Source organism: Staphylococcus sp. NAM3COL9, assembly GCF_001431205.1.
In the GTDB taxonomy this organism is placed as follows: Bacteria; Bacillota; Bacilli; order Staphylococcales; family Staphylococcaceae; genus Staphylococcus.
In genome coordinates, this window is the sequence record NZ_LGPC01000016.1 from 119455 (window position 1) to 138825 (window position 19371).

At 34.3% G+C, this 19371-nt stretch carries 16 protein-coding genes and 1 riboswitch; of the genes, 4 read left to right on the forward strand and 12 right to left on the reverse strand.

Features of this window, described 5'->3' with window-relative positions; translation table 11 throughout:
• Positions 1-47: 47 nt before the first annotated feature.
• On the reverse strand, positions 48-1646 hold the full coding sequence (locus ACA31_RS10305; protein ID WP_057513233.1) for an alpha-glucoside-specific PTS transporter subunit IIBC: 1599 nt from the start codon (positions 1644-1646) through the stop codon (positions 48-50).
• 220 nt (positions 1647-1866) lie between these two features.
• Here ACA31_RS10305 and ACA31_RS10310 point away from each other — a divergent pair, with 220 nt between their 5' ends.
• Positions 1867-2631, forward strand: a complete 765-nt coding sequence (locus ACA31_RS10310) for a MurR/RpiR family transcriptional regulator (protein ID WP_057513234.1) — start codon at positions 1867-1869, stop codon at positions 2629-2631.
• A gap of 318 nt (positions 2632-2949) precedes the next feature.
• Here ACA31_RS10310 and ACA31_RS10315 read toward each other — a convergent pair whose 3' ends face one another.
• From ACA31_RS10315 to ACA31_RS10355, 9 genes are all read right to left on the reverse strand, one after another.
• On the reverse strand, positions 2950-3456 hold the full coding sequence (locus ACA31_RS10315; RefSeq protein WP_057513235.1) for an SRPBCC family protein: 507 nt from the start codon (positions 3454-3456) through the stop codon (positions 2950-2952).
• 280 nt (positions 3457-3736) lie between these two features.
• On the reverse strand, positions 3737-5029 hold the full coding sequence (locus tag ACA31_RS10320) for a Na+/H+ antiporter NhaC family protein (protein WP_057513236.1): 1293 nt from the start codon (positions 5027-5029) through the stop codon (positions 3737-3739).
• A 123-nt stretch (positions 5030-5152) separates the two neighbouring features.
• Positions 5153-5254, reverse strand: a riboswitch (SAM riboswitch).
• 127 nt (positions 5255-5381) lie between these two features.
• Complete coding sequence (locus ACA31_RS10325; RefSeq protein WP_057513237.1) at positions 5382-5993, reverse strand: flavin reductase family protein; 612 nt, start codon at positions 5991-5993, stop codon at positions 5382-5384.
• A gap of 71 nt (positions 5994-6064) precedes the next feature.
• Positions 6065-6946: an SDR family oxidoreductase gene (locus tag ACA31_RS10330; RefSeq protein ID WP_057513238.1), complete on the reverse strand. Its 882-nt coding sequence runs from the start codon at positions 6944-6946 to the stop codon at positions 6065-6067.
• A 73-nt stretch (positions 6947-7019) separates the two neighbouring features.
• Positions 7020-8144 carry an amidohydrolase gene (locus tag ACA31_RS10335; protein WP_057513239.1) on the reverse strand — a complete coding sequence of 375 codons (1125 nt, stop codon included), beginning with the start codon at positions 8142-8144 and terminating at the stop codon, positions 7020-7022.
• A complete protein-coding gene (locus ACA31_RS10340) occupies positions 8144-9316 on the reverse strand; it encodes a SulP family inorganic anion transporter (protein ID WP_082587069.1) in 1173 nt (390 codons plus the stop codon). The genes ACA31_RS10335 and ACA31_RS10340 overlap by 1 nt, the downstream gene beginning before the upstream one ends.
• 254 nt (positions 9317-9570) lie before the next feature.
• A complete protein-coding gene (hutI, locus tag ACA31_RS10345) occupies positions 9571-10812 on the reverse strand; it encodes an imidazolonepropionase (protein WP_057513240.1) in 1242 nt (413 codons plus the stop codon).
• Entirely contained in the window at positions 10809-12473 is a 1665-nt protein-coding gene (hutU, locus tag ACA31_RS10350) for a urocanate hydratase (RefSeq protein ID WP_057513241.1), read from the reverse strand. The genes hutI and hutU overlap by 4 nt, the downstream gene beginning before the upstream one ends.
• A gap of 47 nt (positions 12474-12520) precedes the next feature.
• Positions 12521-13795 (reverse strand): YjiH family protein, encoded by a 1275-nt coding sequence (locus ACA31_RS10355; protein WP_057513242.1) that lies wholly within the window; start codon positions 13793-13795, stop codon positions 12521-12523.
• Between the two features lie 143 nt (positions 13796-13938).
• On the opposite strand from ACA31_RS10355, the gene ACA31_RS10360 reads away from it, so the two are divergent.
• Entirely contained in the window at positions 13939-14814 is an 876-nt protein-coding gene (locus ACA31_RS10360; protein WP_057513243.1) for a LysR family transcriptional regulator, read from the forward strand.
• Here ACA31_RS10360 and hutG read toward each other — a convergent pair.
• On the reverse strand, positions 14804-15733 hold the full coding sequence (gene hutG, locus ACA31_RS10365) for a formimidoylglutamase (protein ID WP_057513244.1): 930 nt from the start codon (positions 15731-15733) through the stop codon (positions 14804-14806). The genes ACA31_RS10360 and hutG overlap by 11 nt on opposite strands.
• Positions 15734-15982: 249 nt before the next feature.
• Here hutG and ACA31_RS10370 point away from each other — a divergent pair, with 249 nt between their 5' ends.
• Entirely contained in the window at positions 15983-17476 is a 1494-nt protein-coding gene (locus tag ACA31_RS10370; RefSeq protein WP_057513245.1) for a CPBP family intramembrane glutamic endopeptidase, read from the forward strand.
• 227 nt (positions 17477-17703) lie between these two features.
• Here the strand turns inward: ACA31_RS10370 and ACA31_RS10375 are convergent, their stop codons facing one another.
• Positions 17704-18393 (reverse strand): ribose 5-phosphate isomerase A, encoded by a 690-nt coding sequence (locus ACA31_RS10375; protein WP_057513246.1) that lies wholly within the window; start codon positions 18391-18393, stop codon positions 17704-17706.
• 164 nt (positions 18394-18557) lie between these two features.
• On the opposite strand from ACA31_RS10375, the gene ACA31_RS10380 reads away from it, so the two are divergent.
• Positions 18558-19226 (forward strand): MOSC domain-containing protein, encoded by a 669-nt coding sequence (locus tag ACA31_RS10380; RefSeq protein ID WP_057513247.1) that lies wholly within the window; start codon positions 18558-18560, stop codon positions 19224-19226.
• Positions 19227-19371 lie beyond the last annotated feature (145 nt).

Here is a 19371-nt window from a genome sequence, read left to right on the forward strand (position 1 = left end):
CCCATGGAACAATTCCATATGGGCTGTGCTTATTTTTTATTATCTATTTAATCTTGCTCTTCTTCGTTAAGGATGTTTTCAAAGGCTTCTCTTACTTGTGGTACTGACATACCAACCACGACTTGAACGTTTTTACCACTTTTAACTAATCCATGTGCCATTTGATTATATGTGAAATAACCACTTTCTTCTACTTTTTTTATATCATTTACTGTTAATCTTAAGCGTGTCGTACAATTTGTTACGTCCTTGATGTTTTCTTTACCGCCGAGACCTTCTAAATAATAATTTGCTTTGTCTTCGTATTCATTACCAGTAGATGTTGTGTTTCCTTTGTCATCACTACCTTTTTTACTCTTATAATCATTTTTACTATATAACTTCACGTCTTCTTCGTCTTTCTTACGACCAGGAAGTGGAATATTGAATTTTAAAATTAAGTATCTGAATAAGAAATAATAAATAGCTGTAAATACAAGACCAATAATGATTTGAATTACATAGGTTAACCAATGATTTTGTGCTAAAGGTATCCAATTGGTAGCAAAGAAATCTAATAGACCTCCACCAAAATTACCTACGAGTCCAAATCCATACATAAGTGTATCCATTGTTGCAGCTAATAGTGCGTGCAATACAAATAAATAAGGTGCAATAAATAAGAATGTAAACTCTAATGGCTCTGTAATACCAACAACTACAGCAGTTAATGTAGCTGGAATAAGTAGCGCTGCAATTTTTTTCTTATTCTCTTTAGGCGTTGTTGAATACATTGCTAATGCAATACCTATCGCTCCAAATACTTTACCGTTACCTTGCAACATAAACCCATAAGGGAATTGTTCTTTCAATGGCTTCGTACTCGTCGCAAATTCATTTACATGCGCAAACCACTCTGCTTTTAATCCGTGGTTTACCACTACTGGCCCCACTTCAATTGGTGCATAAATAAAGTGATGTAAACCAGTTGGAATAAGTACTCTTTCTAAGAAATGATATAGCCATACCCCAATATAACCTGATCCTATGATAAATCCTTGTAATGAAGAAATACCACCTTGAATCGTTGGCCAAATAATACATGTTATCAATGCAATCGGCAACATAACAAAAAACGAAATCGTTACTACAAATGTTAATCCTTGGAACACTCCTAACATTTCAGGCAACCTCTTACTGTAGAACCTATTATGTATCCATGTCACAATACTAGAAATTATGATACCACCTAAAATATTGGTATCTAACGTTTCAATCCCAGCAATTGTCTTGAGTCCAGTAACATTTTCTACTCCTTCTTCAAAATTAGCTCCAAATGTATGTGGCCATTGTGTAAGCATAGCGTTAATAAATGTATTAAACATGAGATAACCCATTAACGCTGCTAGTGCAGCATGACCAGGTGCTTTCTTAGCTAAAGAAAGTGGCAACCCGACAGCAAATACAATTTCCATATGATCGAATATTACCCAACCACCAGATTCTATTACAGACCATATTCTAAACCAAGTTGTCCCATCTTCTGCAATACTGCCCATTATTGCAGGATTTTTAAATAATGTAGAAAACCCCAAAACAATACCAAAGAAAGCAAACATCAGTACTGGAACTATCATCGCACTCCCAAAGCGTTTAATTGCGTTCATAGAAATATACCCCCAAATTCTATTAAATTCAGATAATTTACATTCAAATACTTATATGTACACTTATCATTTTTAGATAAGTCTGTTTCAAAGCTTATCTCAATACTAAAGGAAACGCTTACAACCAAGCAATGGTTTGACTATATTACGAATAGTTTTGTATAATCAGATTATATTTCCAAAACTTGAAAATATTTTCATGAAGTGTGAGGTTATAATATTGTTTTTAGATGAACGCGTTAATCATAACTTTAATAAATTAAACGAGAATGACTTACATATTGCTCAATTTATCAATACGCATACGACAGAATGTAAAACATTGAAAATTCAAGACTTAGCAGAATATACGCATGCTTCAAATGCAACCATTCATCGTTTTACACGTAAACTAGGTTTTGATGGTTATAGTGACTTTAAATCTTATTTAAAGTTTGAAACTGAAAAATCTCATAATCTCCCTTCTGACTCTATCGAAGGATTCAAACAAGACGTCGAAAATACTTTTACATATTTAGAACGTATTGATTATAATCTTGTCACTGATAAAATCAATGAAGCAGAGACCGTCTATTTGTATGGAACAGGCGTCGCGCAAATGAATGTCGCCCAAGAAGCACAACGTATTTTGTTAACAATTCATAAAAATATTATTGTGTTACATGATGTACACGAATTTAAAATGGTTCTTAATAGAACCACGCCTACAGATATTTTCTTCATTATTTCTCTTTCTGGTGAATCTCATCAATTATCAGATATCACCAACTTATTACAGTTACGTCAAAAGTATTTTTTCTCTATAACTACTTTAAATGATAATACACTTGCTCAAAAAGCTGATTATAATATTTATATCTCTAGCAACACTTTTTATCTTGCTGATGGTATAGATTATTCAAGCTTTATAAGTTATCACATATTTTTCGAAACATTATTGCGTAAATTCAATGAGCGAATAGAAAATGGTGAAATTACACCGTAATCATTCACGCCCTTTATGCTGTGCTTACTATTGAAATACAACCAAACATCTCTATGTTCAAAATTCATAACATCAATCCATCATCCACTCATGAATTGGTGTTATTTTAGTTTTCCTATGATATTCTCAATCTGATTTCATTCGAGTCGCCAAAGGAAACTGCATGAGCCGAAGACTACAATCTAAGGTCCATGCCCAAGGTGAGCAAATATCAAATTTATAAAGTGAAGTTGAAGTTATACTTGCAAAAACCCAAAAAAACTGCCAACAAAGCTAAAACTTTGCTAACAGTTTAAATTCAAAATATCTCATTAAATATTAAAGTTCAGATTCAAATTCTTCTAATATCACTTTTAATTTATCAAATAATATTTCGAAACCATGCGCAGTAGAATCATGATATTCTTTTTTCTTCTGCTTATATTCCAGTGTTGTGTATCTACGTTCTTTTGGCACAAAAGCTTTATAATTAAAAATCATTTGAGCAATGCCCGCTTCTCTTTCGAATATTTCAATTTCAATTGTATCTTCAGAATCACTTAACTCTGGCATACCAATTGTCATGACGATATATTCATATGGTGTTAACGTAATAAAAGAACCTCTCACTACATTTTCTTTTCCTTTACGAACGTCAACAATTTCATAACTTCCATTTTGTTCAGCGTTAATATGAATTGATTTATTTGTTCTATCTGTTGTCATAAACCATTGCTTAAGAAAACGTTGATCGGTCCATGCTTGATATAATAATTCTGGTTCAACTTTAAATAGTCGTTCAAGTCGTATCTCAACGTATTCATTTTCAACATTATATTTACCCACGATTGTTCACCTACTTTCACTCTTAATTCCATTCTAACCTATTCTACAAGACTTCTAAACAATAATCATATGAATCATACAATGTTCCAGTCTTTACTTTAAAACGATCAACTTCTATATTTTATCGTCAATAGTCAGTAAACGTCAAAATTTTAAACGCCACTTTCGCAAAAATATGTATTTAAGTACTTTTTATAAAATCACAGTATATTAAAATATAATAAAAAGGGAGATTCATCAGATACAAACAATACACTGATTCACCTTCCCTTTTAGACCCTTATTTTTTATTTAATCTTGGTAAGTTAAAGAAGATTGCAATCAAACCACAAACACCCAAAATCATTGGATAAATAGAGTAGGGTAATAACTCAAATGGAGATATAGATGCCACGCCTGCTGCTGCAATTAACTGTGGACTGTAGGGTAATATTCCTTGGAAACAACTCGCAAACATATCCAAAATACTTGCAGATTTTCTTGGGTCTACATCGTATTCTTCCGATATTTCTTTTGCTAATGGCCCAGCCATCAATATAGAAATCGTATTATTCGCTGTTGAAATATCAGCTGCGCTGACTAACCCAGCTATACCTAGTTCTGCGCCACGTTTTGATTTTACTCTATTACGAACAAAGTGAAGTAACCATGTAATACCGCCGTTATGTTGAATAAGCGCTACGAGACCTCCGATTAATAAGGCAATCATCGCAATATCCTCCATACCAATAATACCTTTTGAAATAGATCCTAATAATCCTGACCAACCAAATGACCCATCTATGAGGCCAATCACTGCTGATAATGCGATACCACCTATAAGTACAATAATCACATTAATACCAATTAATGCTAATATCAGTACCATTAAATAAGGTGAGACTTTGATAATGTTATAGTCATAACTTTTACTTGTATCAATTTGTGCTCCATTTGTTAAAAACCACAAAGCTATAATAGTAAATATAGCACCTGGCAATACAATTTTTATATTCACTTTAAATTTATCACTCATTTTTGTCTTTTGAGTACGTACGGCTGCGATTGTTGTATCTGAAATCATTGATAGATTATCACCAAACATTGCACCACCTACAACTGTAGCCATTGTGATAGCTGCTGAGACATCAGTTGCTTGACTCAATCCAAATCCAACAGGCGCTATTGCTGCTACTGTACCTACAGAGGTACCCATTGAAAGCGAAACAAACATACAAATAATAAATAAGCCTACAATAATTAAATTCTCTGGAATAAGTGACAGTCCTAAATTAACTGTAGATTGCACGCCCCCCATGTCTTCGGTAGTTTGAGAGAAAGCCCCAGCCAGTATAAAGATGAGCATCATTAAAATAATATTTGAATGACCCGCGCCTTTTGTGAAGACTTCCACTTTTTTATGAAACGTTTCTTTTCTATTTAAAATCAAAGCTACAATAGATGCTACTAAAATAGCTACATTTAAAGGCATTGTTGAAAAATCTCCTGTACCAATACCTACACCTAAAAATAAGCCTACAAATACGAGCAATGGAATCAATGCCCAAGCGTTACCTTTCTTTGTCTTCTCCATAAAAAACCAACTTTCTATAAGGGTAAAAGCGTGAAATTAAATCCTCGCTATTTCTTTGTGTTTCTTTTTGAAAATAAAAAAACTCTTTTCTTATTGAAGAAAAGAGTAAACGTTATGTTTTTATTCTTATCTTCTAGCATTCATTTATGCTACTGGAATTGGCACACGCATCATCATGTTGCCGAAGTATCAACAGGCCAGTCCCTCCACTTCTCTCGATAAGTTATTAAATTGTTTTATAATAGTACATTTTCAACTGTAATTCGTCAAATCCTGATTTAGCTTAATACGTTAAAGCGCGTTTGTCAATATTGCCATGCAATAATACGCATGTTCAAGAAGTACGCCCCCCTTATTCAGTAGGTCGCAGAATCGTAAATGTCTCTCCTAACGATGCATAGTCATTGCCAGCTAAGCGAGAAACAGCTGCTAATGCCTGGGCATCAATTTTACTGTCTTCAAAGTATACATCATCATCGATATGGAACATAACAACTTCACCAATAATTAAATCAGAACCTTCTTGTGGATCGCCTAATGGAATAATTCTGTTTAATTTACATTCCAAGCGAATTTTTGCTTGTTGTATCCCTGGGACTGAAACAAGTTCTGAATCAATACATGTTAAGTTTGTTCTTTCTAGCTCATTACTCGTACGCTTTATTGGTGCTGCAGTTCTATTAACTTCGTCAACTATTGTTTCATCAGTAATATGAACGACAAATTCTTCAGTTTCTTCAATATTTACTGATGTGTCTTTTCGTTCACCTTCTGAACGAGCAGTAGAAATCATAATCATTGGCGGTGCGCTACTCACTACATTAAAGAAACTGAATGGCGCTGCATTTAAATGACCTGATTTGTCTTGAGAAGTAACAAATGCAATCGGTCTTGGAATAATACTCCCACTCAATAATTTATAATTTTGTTTCTTAGAGAGTGTATCTGCTTTAAATTGTTTCATAGTTTATTACCATACCCTTCAAAAAATAAAAAGCTAGATAATCTATAAGAGATTACTAACTTTTGATATCATTAGTCTAACTGAGTTCCGCCTGTTACACCATATACTTGCCCAGTTGTATAACTCGACTCTTCAGCAGCTAAATGTACATATACGCCTGAAAGTTCCACAGGTTGTCCTGCTCTACCTAATACTTCTTTTTGACCAAATGTAGGTATCTTCGATTGTGGTTGTCCGCCAGATATTTGTAATGGTGACCAAAACGGCCCAGGTGCTACACAATTCACACGAATACCTTTGGCACCTAATTCTTCAGATAAACTTTTAGTCAATGAAATGATTGCTGCTTTTGAGGCTGCATAATCATGTAAAATCGGACTCGGATTATATCCTTGGACTGACGATGTTGTCGTAATTGTAGCACCTGGTTGTAAATAATCTAGTGCTTTTTGAACTGTCCAAAATATAGGATACACGTTAGTTTCAAATGTTTCAGTAAATGAAGCTGTATCGAAACTTTTTAAATCATCTCTGTATTGTTGGTGTCCAGCTACAAGGGTTACATTATCTAAACCATCTAATTTATTATATGCTTGCTCAACTAAATCATAGTTAAATTGTTCATTACGGATATCTCCTGGTATTAAAATAGCTTTTCTACCTGCCGCTTCAATCACTTCTTGTACTTCTTCGGCATCTGCTTGTTCTTCAGGAAGATAATTTATCGCTACATCTGCACCTTCTTTTGCATATGCTATAGCAGCTGCTCTTCCAATGGCAGAATCTCCACCCGTTACCAACATTTTATAATCTGTTAATCTACCATAACCTACGTATGAAGTCTCTCCACAATCTGGTTTAGGTTCTAATTCTTTTTGTAAACCAGGAGTAGATTGTTCTTGTTTAGGAAAATCTTCATTTGAAAATTTTGTTCTCGGATCTTGGCCTGCCATAATACAACACTCCTTAAATAATTATTCTATCTATACATTACCCAAATTTTATAGTAGTTAATACATATACAAATTATACGTCGTTCAATAATTTTTGAACAAATGTAACAAAATACTCAGGTACTTTTTCTAGAATTCGTTCATCTGGGTCATATTTAGGATGATGTAAATCATATTCACTATTCGACCCAATGAATGCAAAGACACTTGGATATTTATTTGAAAAACCAGAAAAGTCTTCGCCAATTGTTAAAGGTTTATCCATAACTTCTACATTATATCCAACTTGTTTCGCTACTTCGATAGCGTCATCCGTTAATTTCTCATCGTTTTTAACAGCACCTGGTAAACGATGATATAGTGTTTCTATTTCGACATCAAATGCTTCTGCAAGCCCACTTCCAATTGCTCTAAGTCGTTCTTCAATATAAACACGTTTATCTTCATCAAAGCTTCTCACAGTACCTTGGACGTATGCTTGATCAGCGATGACGTTCCATGTATTTCCACTGGATACTTCACCTATAGTTACAACTGCATTATCAAAAGCAGATAGATTTCTACTCACAATCGACTGAACGCTATTAATTAATTGTCCTAGAACGATGACAGGATCATTACCTTGTTCTGGTTTAGCAGCATGTGCACCTGTGCCTTTTATTTTAAATTCAAAACGGTCTACAGATGACGTTATTACACCCGACTTCACTGCAAATTCACCCACATCTAACGACGGGTAGTTGTGATAGCCTAATACAGCTTTTGCACCATCAATCGCTCCTGATTCAGTGATATGTAGCGCACCATAACCTAGTTCTTCCGCAGGTTGAAAAATAACACGGACACGTCCTTTTAATTGGGTTTCAATGTCTTTAAGTCTTGTTGCTACAGCTAAAATACTAGCCATGTGTATATCATGTCCACATGCATGCATAACACCTTCATTCGTTGAAGTGAATTCATGTACCACTTGCTCATTGATAGGCAAAGCATCAATGTCTGTTCTTACAGCTATGAATGTTTCGCCTTGTCCTACTTCAGCAACTAAACCAGTCTCTAATGGGAGATCAAGTATTTTAATATCGTACGCTTCTAATATTCGTTTTAATCTTTTTGTCGTCTCATATTCGTCATCTGAGAGTTCAGGGTATTGATGTAAAGTTCTTCTCCAATTCACGTAATCTTCATATTGTGGCATTATATGTCACGTCCTTTCTTATTAATAAAACAAAAAATCATGTAATAACTTATCGTTACAACAACGACGCCTATGGCAAGGTTATTCGTAATTAATATAATCACTACGGTAGATATAATTAAAATGCTATTTAACAAAGGTGCTTTGCGGATGAATGGCATCGTTCGTCTATCAAACGTACCAAGTGAAATCGTAATTAACACAGTGGCTAATACTGCCATGGGTATTCGTCCGATAATCTCTCCAAAAATAAATAAGCATATCAATAAAAAGCTGCCTGTGATGAAAGTCGACAATCTTGAATTCGCACCCATCGCTACGTTAAAGCGCGATTGTCCAACAAGTGCACTACCACCAAACCCTCCAAACAAGCCAACAATAAAGTTCGCGATACCTTGACCAATAGTTTCCTTATTTTTATCACTGGTTGTTGAAGTTACAACATCAACCATTTGCGCTGTTAACGTCGTTTGTATCACTGCTACGATAGCCATTGCTACACCATAAAGTAATGCAACCATAACTATATTCAAATCACTCATTTCATTTGGTATGGAAGGTATTGGCATTTTAATATGTAATGAAGCCATATCAGAGACATATTGAATATTTGGTTTAACCACTCCTGCAAGTAGCGTCAATATAATAATTGCTATTAAAGGTGCTGGTATAAGTTTTATATATTGCCCTGCAAGCCAAATAATAAAGAATGAAGCTATAGCAAACACATAGGTTGAGGCTGAAATGTTAAATATATTCTTTAATTGAGATGTAAACAATAATAAACCTAATGCATTCATAAAACCAATGACTACACCCGTAGGTATGAAGTCTAACAATTTATTTATGTGACAATATCCCAATATAATTTGTATGACACCCATAAATAATGTAGCTAAAATAAGCGCGTTTAGACCATGACTTGCCATTAATGGTGCAACTACGAGCGACACACCACTACTTGGCGCTGATACCATCAACGTCCTATTACCAGTAAAGCTCAACACGAGCATCATCAAACCAGTACTTAACATGCCTATCGTTGGGCTTACGCCGGCAATGAAAGAGAATGCAATTGCGCCTGGAAGTAATGCAAGGGCAAGCAACATACCTGTGAGCATATTTTGGCTTAAATCCCCACTCCATTGTTTAACATAAGTAGTTTGCCCCACATTCGATGTCACCTCCCATGTATGCTTTAAATAACATGGTACCATAATTGTCAAAATATTTAATCAACTCAAACTCAACTTGTTTACACTTAAAAAAAGAAGCGAGATAGAAATCTAATTTTGATTTCGTAGTCCCCCCTATAAGGTTGACTAGACATCTATGTTTTTTGAAATAAGCGCATTTTGATATCAGATAGCTCCTGCCAAAATACAAATTGAGTCTGAAACATGTATTTATGTCCCAGACTCAATTATTATTTGATATTTAACTTAACTTGGTTATCAACAAGTAGTTTTCCATCTTTAATCACTTTTTCAGCATGATTTATACCATAGTGATACGGAATATACTCATGATTGGGTGCATCCCAAATGACAATATTGGCTTTGTCACCTTTATTAATTGTACCAGCATCAACATCAATTGCTTTCGCTGCATTTACCGTAACGGCATTCCAAATTTCATTTGGTGATAATTTTAATTTCAATGCAGCAATTGACATCACAAGTTGTAAGTTGTTTGTCACACAACTTCCTGGATTAAAGTCTGTTGCAATTGCAATAGCTCCACCATTATCTAACATACCTCTAGCATCTGCGTATTGTTCCTTACCTAAATAAAACGTAGTACCTGGTAATAACACAGCCACTGTATCGCTATCTTTAAGTTTCGCTTTGCCTTCTGTACTAGAGGCTACTAAATGATCTGCAGAAATTGCACCTTCGTCAATTGCTAATTCTAGACCACCTAACGGATCAATTTCGTCAGCATGAATTTTAACATCAAAACCTAAATCTTTTGCTGCTTGCATATATTTCCTAGATTCTTCTACTGTAAATACACCTGTTTCGCAAAAGATATCTGCAAAATCAGCATACTGTTTAACTTCAGGTAGTAAATCAATCATTTCCTGTAAAAAGGCTTGATTAGATTTTGCATCTTTGGGTACTGCATGTGGCCCTAAGAAAGTATGTTTCATATCTAAGTTATACTTTTCTGCTAAACGTTTTGACACACGTAGTTGCTTGAGTTCACTTTCTTTATCTAAACCATAACCGCTCTTACTTTCAACAGCTAAGACCCCATGTTGTATCATCGTTAACAAATTCTTTTCAGCTTTTTTAAACAGCTCTTCTTCAGTTGCATTTCGTGTAGCTTCTACTGTGGATAATATACCTCCACCTTGATCCAGTATTTCTAAATATGAAACACCTTGTCTTTTCAGCGACATTTCATGTTCTCTTGAACCGCCATGTACTAAATGGGTATGTGCTTCAACAAGTGATGGTGTTACAACTTTCCCTGTAGCGTCGAGTGTTTCTTTCGCCTCATATTCATCTATATGGGAACCTGAATAAACCACTTTGCCATCTTTAACAACAACTGTTCCATTTTCAACGATTTCTAATTCATCTAAATCTTTTCCTTTTAAAGGGCGATCTGTAGATTTTGGTAAAATTAATTGTTTAATGTTTTGAATAATTAAATCGTTCATTTTATATCTCCTTTACCCGTAATCATTGGAATTTTGATGCCTTTTTCTTTAGCAACATTAATTGCTGATTCATAACCTGCATCTGCATGTCTTACAACACCCATACCCGGATCTGTCGTTAATACACGTCCTAAACGACGATCTGCGCGTTCTGATCCATCAGCGACAATGACCATACCAGCATGCAATGAGTAACCCATACCTACACCTCCGCCGTGATGAAATGAAATCCATGAGCCACCAGCTGCTGTGTTAATTAAAGCATTTAATACTGCCCAATCTCCCACAGCATCTGAACCATCTTTCATGCCTTCTGTCTCACGGTTTGGACTCGCAACCGACCCTGAATCAAGATGATCACGCCCGATAACAACTGGTGCAGAAATTTCTCCGTCACGAACCAAACGATTTAAAGCCAAGCCCATTTTGGCACGTTCTTCAAAGCCCAACCAAGCTATACGAGATGGTAATCCTTGGAATGCAATTTTTTCTTGAGCTAAATCTAACCAGCGAATGAGCTTTTCATTATCTGGAAATAGTTTTCTCATTTCTTCATCTGCACGTTCAATATCTTTAGGGTCTCCACTTAAAGCTGCAAAACGGAATGGTCCTTTACCTTCACAGAATAATGGTCGGATGTAAGCTGGTACAAATCCTGGGAAATCAAAAGCATTTTCTAAACCGTTATTATAAGCAACTTGTCTAATGTTATTCCCATAATCAAAAGCAACTGCACCATTTTTTTGAAATTCGATCATTAACTCAACGTGTTTTCTCATTGAGTCTTGCGATAACATGACATATTGTTTAGGGTCTTTATCACGTAGCGCATTGGCTTCTTCTAAAGAATAACCTTGTGGAATGTAACCGTTCAATGGATCATGTGCACTTGTCTGGTCAGTAACAACATCAATTTTAAATCCTTTATCTAAAATTGCTCTGTGTGTATCTACAGCATTACCAACAAGTCCGATAGATAGTGGTTTGCCTTCTTGTCGTGCCCCTTCGGCTAATCGTAAAGCTTCATCTAAATCATGCGTCTTCACATCGCAATAGCGCGTTTCTATACGTTTATCAATACGTGTTTCATCTACATCTACACCGATTACAACACCGCCATTCATCGTAACGGCCAGTGGTTGCGCTCCCCCCATGCCACCTAGACCAGCTGTTAAAGTCACTGTACCATTTAACGTGCCATCGTAATGCTGATTAGCAAGTTCACCAAATGTTTCGTAAGTGCCTTGAACAATACCTTGGGAACCAATGTATATCCAGCTACCTGCTGTCATTTGTCCATACATCATTAAACCTTTTTTATCTAATTCGTTAAAGTGATCCCAATTTGCCCACTCTGGTACAAGTACTGAATTTGAAATTAATACACGCGGTGCTTCTTCATGTGTTTTAAATACAGCAACTGGTTTTCCGGATTGCACTAACATTGTTTCATCCGCTTCTAATGAACGTAACGTCTCTTCTATCGCTTCAAAAGCTTCCCAGTTTCTAGCAGCTTTACCAATACCACCATATACAACTAAATCTTCAGGACGTTCAGCTACTTCTGGATCTAAGTTGTTATACAACATTCTAAGCACTGCTTCTTGTTCCCAACCTTTACATTCAATGTCTAAACCTTTTTTTGCTACTATTTTTCTCATGAACAATCACTCCTCATTTTAATTAATTAACCTTTGTTTAATAAATCTTAAAATAACCATAATGCGAATGGTATCGTGATGAGTAATGTAAGCACTACTCTTTCAAACCATACCAATACCAATTTACCAACCGATATTTTTATTTCAGTTGAAAGAATCACAGGTACCACACTCGAAAAAAAGATAATCGCCGAAACACTCATTACCGCTACTATAAATCTCGTAGCTAAATCAGCAGTTTGTGCAATCGCAGCAGGTAACAGCATCTCAACAATTGAAATGGTTGAGGCTTGTGCTAATATTGCTACATCTTGGACTGGGAATATACTTATAAATGGATAAAAAATATAAGATACATATTCTATTATCGATGTATATTCAGCAATAATAAGACCTAAGAAGCCGATAGACATAATAGAAGGCAATATCGCAATTGTCATTACGACGCCGTCACGTAAATTTTCACGTACATTTCCTATTAGTGAGTCAGCATTTTTAACAGCTAACTTAGCTTCTAACCAAGACTCTTTTAATAAAGGCATATTTCTGCGTTTTTCTTCTTTATACGGTTTGTTCTGATATGTCGTATTTTTCTCAAATCTTATAGGTGGGAGTTGTACGGTGATGGCAGTAACTATAAAAGTCACTGCAAGTGTGAACCAAAAATAAAGGTTCCAATGTTCAATAATACCTAGTGTATTAGCTACTATAATCATGAAAGTAGCGGATACCGTTGAAAAACCTGTCGCAACGATAACTGCTTCCTTATGCGTATAACCAGCATCCTTATAGACTTTATTTGTAATTAATAAGCCAATTGAATAACTCCCTACAAACGAGGCAACCGCATCAACTGCTGATTTGCCTGGCGTTTTAAAAATAGGTTTCATGACTGGTCTCATAATTACGCCAATAAATTCTAATAAACCGTAACCAACTAAAAATGTTAATAAAATAGCCCCTACTGGGATTAACACACTTAATGGTATCGCTAATTTATCGTATAAAAATGGTCCAATACTTTCTTTCAATACAAATCCTGGTCCAAAATCAAAGACAATCATGAAAGCAATAAAGACGCCTAATACTTTAAATAAGCTAAATATAATATCAGTTTTTGATTTGTTCCATTTTTTATTAATAAACGGATGTAATGCACCTATAATGATTAAAAGTAATACATAATAAGGTAAAATTGGATTTACCAAAAATGTAATCCACTGAACAATATGATCAATAAGAATTGTTGATTTACCATTAATCGTTATAGGTACAAAGAAACTTAGAATGCCAATTAAGCTATAAACGAAAAATTTCCACATGTACTTCACGCCCCTAACATGAAAGTACGCCTCCCTCTATATCACTAAGTATAATATGATATGCTATATACTACCAATATAAATAAACTAATTATTGATAGTTTAAAACTATAAATAAATTACATATTCAAGGAGGGATTATATTGAAAATCATTCAATTAGAATATTTTGTCGCTGTTGTGAAATATAATAATTTTACTAAAGCGGCTAATTTCTTACATATTAGTCAGCCATCTTTAACGACTACAATTAAGAAAATGGAAGCCAATTTAGGTTATGACCTTTTTATGAGAACTACTAAGGATATTAAAATCACTGAAAAAGGCATTCATTTTTATAATTACGCACAACAATTGATACAGAACTATCATCAAACGCTCGAAAAAATGTATGACCTCAATATGGGTCATGCGCCTAAAATTAAATTATCTATTTTAGAATCAGCAAATCAATGGATTTCACAAGTACTTTCTATCCATTTAAAACATAACCCCAACCAGACTTATCTCGTATCTGAGGTACATGACCAAAATAAAATACTGGAACAACTCATCAATTTTGAAAATCATCTCGCATTGACCAACGAACAAATTGATCACGAAGATATTAAATCTATTCCTTTATATGAAGAATCCTATGTCGTTATTACACCTAAAAATGCTTTTCCAAGTACTAAAATAACATCTATTAAATCATTGCCATTAATCTTACCTACTAAAGGTTCTCAAGTGCGCAAACATCTTGATGATTACTTTACACGTATGAACATTCATCCGAATATCATTATGGAAGTCGATCGTTTTGAAGCGGCTACGAATTTTGTCCATAGAGGATTGGGATATGCTGTTATTCCACGTGTATATTATCAATCATTTAATGCTCGGGATTTAGACGCTTTAGAAATGCGTCCCAAACTAGGCCGTTCTATTTATATCAACTATCTAAAAAAAAGAAAGCACTCAGAGCGAGTACTTTCTTTTATAGACCAGTGCCTTAGTTATTGGAATATTAAAGAATAAAATGATGTAAAAAATTAGCGGATAATTTAGTAGTTCGGTTATCCACATCATATTTTGGATTCGTTTCAGCAATACTAACTGTTGAAACCTTTTCATTTGGAATAATACGTTTAGCTAATTCAAGTACAACATGTGGTGATAGTCCTAACACAGCATTTGCACTTACCCCCGGTGCGAATGCACTATCAATAACATCCATACATATCGTAAACATAATCACATCATGATCATGTATAAAACGTTCTATTTTATCTTTAATAGGAGGAGAAATTTGATGTAACAATTCATCAGAATAAACAAAACCGATATCTTTTTCTTTCGCGTAATCAAATAGTGCTTGTGTGTTACCACCTTGTTGAATACCTAATACTAAATAATCAGTGTTTTCATCCTGTTCTAAAATTTGTCTAAAACTCGTACCAGAAGTAGAACCTAATTCTTTTCTAGTGTCAAAGTGTGCATCAATATTGATGACACCAATAGAAGCATCAGGGAACGCCTCACGTGTGCCCAAATACTGTGCATAAGCGATATCATGTCCACCACCTAACAAAAAAGTTTGGTTATGTCTTTGTATCGATGAAGCAACATGATGCGCAAATTCTTGTTGAGTTTCTTCTAAAGTCTCGTGATTATGTTCAACGTTCCCATAATCATAAATTGAACATGTTCTTAAGACTGGTAAATTAGCAAAAGTCTTCTTGATTGCATCTGGGCCTAACTTAGCTCCAATTCTTCCTTTATTAAGTTCAACACCCTTATCAACCGCATAACCTAACATACCCACACCGTGACGTGGCTCATCGTACTCATCTTCAATATTACGAAATTGTATTGTTTGAAAATGCCTAAACTCTGTTGCCTCTATTTCACTATCTATTCTTCCTGTCCATAAATCACGTTGCGCTAATTTATACATAGTTCTCCTCCTTTTGAAACTATATCGACACTTAAAGTATACGCTTACATTATTGCCGATTCAATTATCTTTACCCAGTTGCTTAAAAGTTAATTTTGAAATTCACATTAAAATTGTTGCATTGATACGTTTATTTTTGTAAAAGTATTACATTTCAATGATAAATATTTGAATTTAATTTATTTATCACTAAGAAGTATGTATAATTAAGAATAAATGATTTTTCTGAACCCTATTGGAGGTTACATAATGAATACAAAGCGTATACCAGGTTTTCAATGGGCAATGATGATATTTATTTTCTTCATTATTGCTTACGCAGCACCTATTATACTTAAAGATTTTCAAGGTACAATTTCGCTTAAAACTTTTGTCTTTGACATAAGTAGTCTAGCACCATTTATTGCTGCTATTATATGTTTACTCGTCTTTAAGCACAGAGGTACGCAACTCGGTAGTTTAAAATTTTCAATTAGTTTAAAAGTTATAGAACGTATCATTTTAGCGCTCGTCATACCCTTAATTATTTTTATTATTGCTATGATTTGTTTCAATGTTTATGCAGATAGTTTTGTACTTCTACAAACAAAAGATTTATCTGTTTCAATTATATCAATTATTGTTGGTCAAATTATCATGGCTTTCTTAGTAGAGTTTGGGTTCCGTTCTTATTTACAACATATTGTTGAAACTAAGATGAATACATTTATCGCCTCTATTATTGTGGGCATTATGTATTCAATATGGAATGTTAATATTTCATTTAGCTTTGATTATGCGATATATAGTTTCCTTTATTCTTTCGCTTTTTCAATGATTATTGGAGAACTTATTCGCACTACAAAAGGACGTACAATATACATTGCGACAATATTCCATGCGACAATGTCATTTGGTCTCGTCTTCTTATTTAATGAAGAGTTGGGCGAGGTGTTCCCAATGAAAGTAATGGCTTTAACTACAGTCGCTGTTGCCGCTGTTTACATTCTATTAAGTATTATCGTTCGTACGATTCTTTATTTCTTCACAAAACGCAATTTAGATGAAGTGGATGATAACAACTATCTTGATCATGTTAATGAAACATCTGAAAACGATGCTCAAACCGATGATGATGTTGATGAAGATAGTGTTAAAGATGATAACAAGACAAACACATCGACTTCAGACAGCTTAAAGTCAACGACTGCTGCAAGTAGTGTTGCTGCGACTGATCATAAGACACAGGACTCAGATCAACAACATACTGATGACACAACAAAGACGACAGCTTCAACAGTCGATAATAAAGATAACGCATCATCTACCAAATCTTCTTTTAATCAAGCAACTGAACAAAACAACGCAGATTTAACTACTGATGATAATCAAAAGAAGACAAATACTGAAAATAACACGACGAATGGTGATAGTGTTGTGATAAATGAACAATATGACAATAACGACTCAAACAATTTGACTAATAGTTCGGTTGAAGCATCTACTGAAAAAGTAAACCATGATACAACTGATATCGATAATGAGCCATTAAAAACAAGTTCAAGTTATTCAACTGCTCGTAAATCTTCAGCTGTGAATAATGCGAAAGCATCCATTACTAATGATAATCATATTGAAGACACATCACCAACTGAATCAAACACTACACACGCAACACATGATGAAGAAGTAGATAATGGTTCAAATGATAAACATACGCGTTCTCCTTTTAATCTTAAAAGTAAACGTGGTCACCGTCGTTAGTTACATTAATGAATAACATCATCAATACTTCCTCACAGAGTGTCGACAAAGTCTCTGACTTTGTTGGCATTTTTTTATGCACGCTTTTTCCATGGCAAAGTCTCAGCCTATAGTCTTTGGCTAATGCTTTATTGACTAGCCGGGAGTCGCCAACATCACAACAGTTTTAAATAAAATCAAAAAAGTGATAAATAATCCTTTAGGACCTTTATCACTTTTTGTATTATTTATTTTTCAAGAACTTTCACACCATTTTGTGAACCAATAATAATTTGGTCAGCAACATCTAAGAAATAACCGGTTTCCAATACGCCCACAAGATGGATTAAATACTCATGCATTTCGTAAGCATCTATATTTCCGTTTAATTCTAAGTCCAATATATAGTTACCATTATCTGTAATAAATGGCACATCATCAACAACACGGCGTATCGCTTTAATATTACCATTACCATATGACTCAATCTTTTTAGAAACGAGTAGCCAATTAAATTTATCTACTTCTACAGGAAGCTTAAACGTTTGACCTAAATAATCTACGCATTTGCTATCATCTATTAAAACAATAAATCTATCTGCCATGGCATCAATTACTTTTTCTCTAAATAGTGCTCCACCGCCACCTTTTATAAGGTTTAATTGATTGTCTACTTCATCAGCGCCATCAATTGCGACATCAATTTTATCCACATCGTTTACATCGACTACACGCATACCTAATTCTTTTGCGATATAAGCCGTTTTGTTTGAAGTACAGACTCCAGTTATATCAATTTGTGCTTGTTCTAATTTCTCAGCGATTTTTGGCACGAGTAGTTCAATTGTTGAACCTGAACCAATACCCACAATCATACCATCTTTAATTTGGTCTAATGCATCATCAAATGTACTTAACTTCAACTGTTTTTTATTCATAATGCTTCCCCTTTACACACAGTACTTTTATCTTTATTGTACATGAGATTTATAAAAATACATAGCTAAAAAAACGTAAATATATGACTCTAATATATGTTCACTTGCATATTCTAAAAATTGTTTTAAAATGATAATCACTAAACTGCAGGAGGTACTGAATTATGATTTATGCTCTAGATGCAATTTCTACAGGTAAAATTCAAGATTTATCATACAGTACGAAAAGACCGATGCGCTCAGCCTTAAATAAAAAGAGAATCACAGGACAAATGTGGTTATCAAAGACTGGGTTCATTGAAGATGAACAAGAATATAAAGGACACGGTGGACCAGATAAAGCGCTATGTCTTTATAGTAAGAAGAACTATGAATTATGGAAAAATGATGTTGCTACATTACCCGACTATGCTATGTTTGGCGAGAATTTAACTGCTGCCGATTTAGACGAAAATGATATTTATTTAGGTGATAAATTCCAATTAGGTGAAGCAATTGTAGAAGTATCTGAAATAAGAGAACCATGTTGGAAAATTCAAGAAAAGTATAAAATTCCAAATTTAGTTAAGCGCATGTCTCATTCTTGTAAGACTGGGTTTTATCTTAGGGTTATCAAAGAAGGGTTTGTAGATGATGCTGCAAATTTAGAATTAATACATTCTTCAAACACACTTATGCTTCTATCAGTGTTTGAACTTAATGACATCTATTATAATGATAATAAAAATATAACACGTTTAACAGACGCTTTGAAAAACCCCTATCTCACTGACGAAAGAGTTTCAAAGTTGCAAAAATTTTTAAAACGAGCACAAAACATTGCAGATAAATAAATATATGAATAGGAACTGGATAGCAATCTATTTTTTTAATAAAATTTCGTTGTATGATTGGAATCTGGCAAAGATGACTAGAAAATGGAATACAGAAGCTATAGTTCATTAAAAGTTTAATATAAACGCATTTCCAATACAGTGA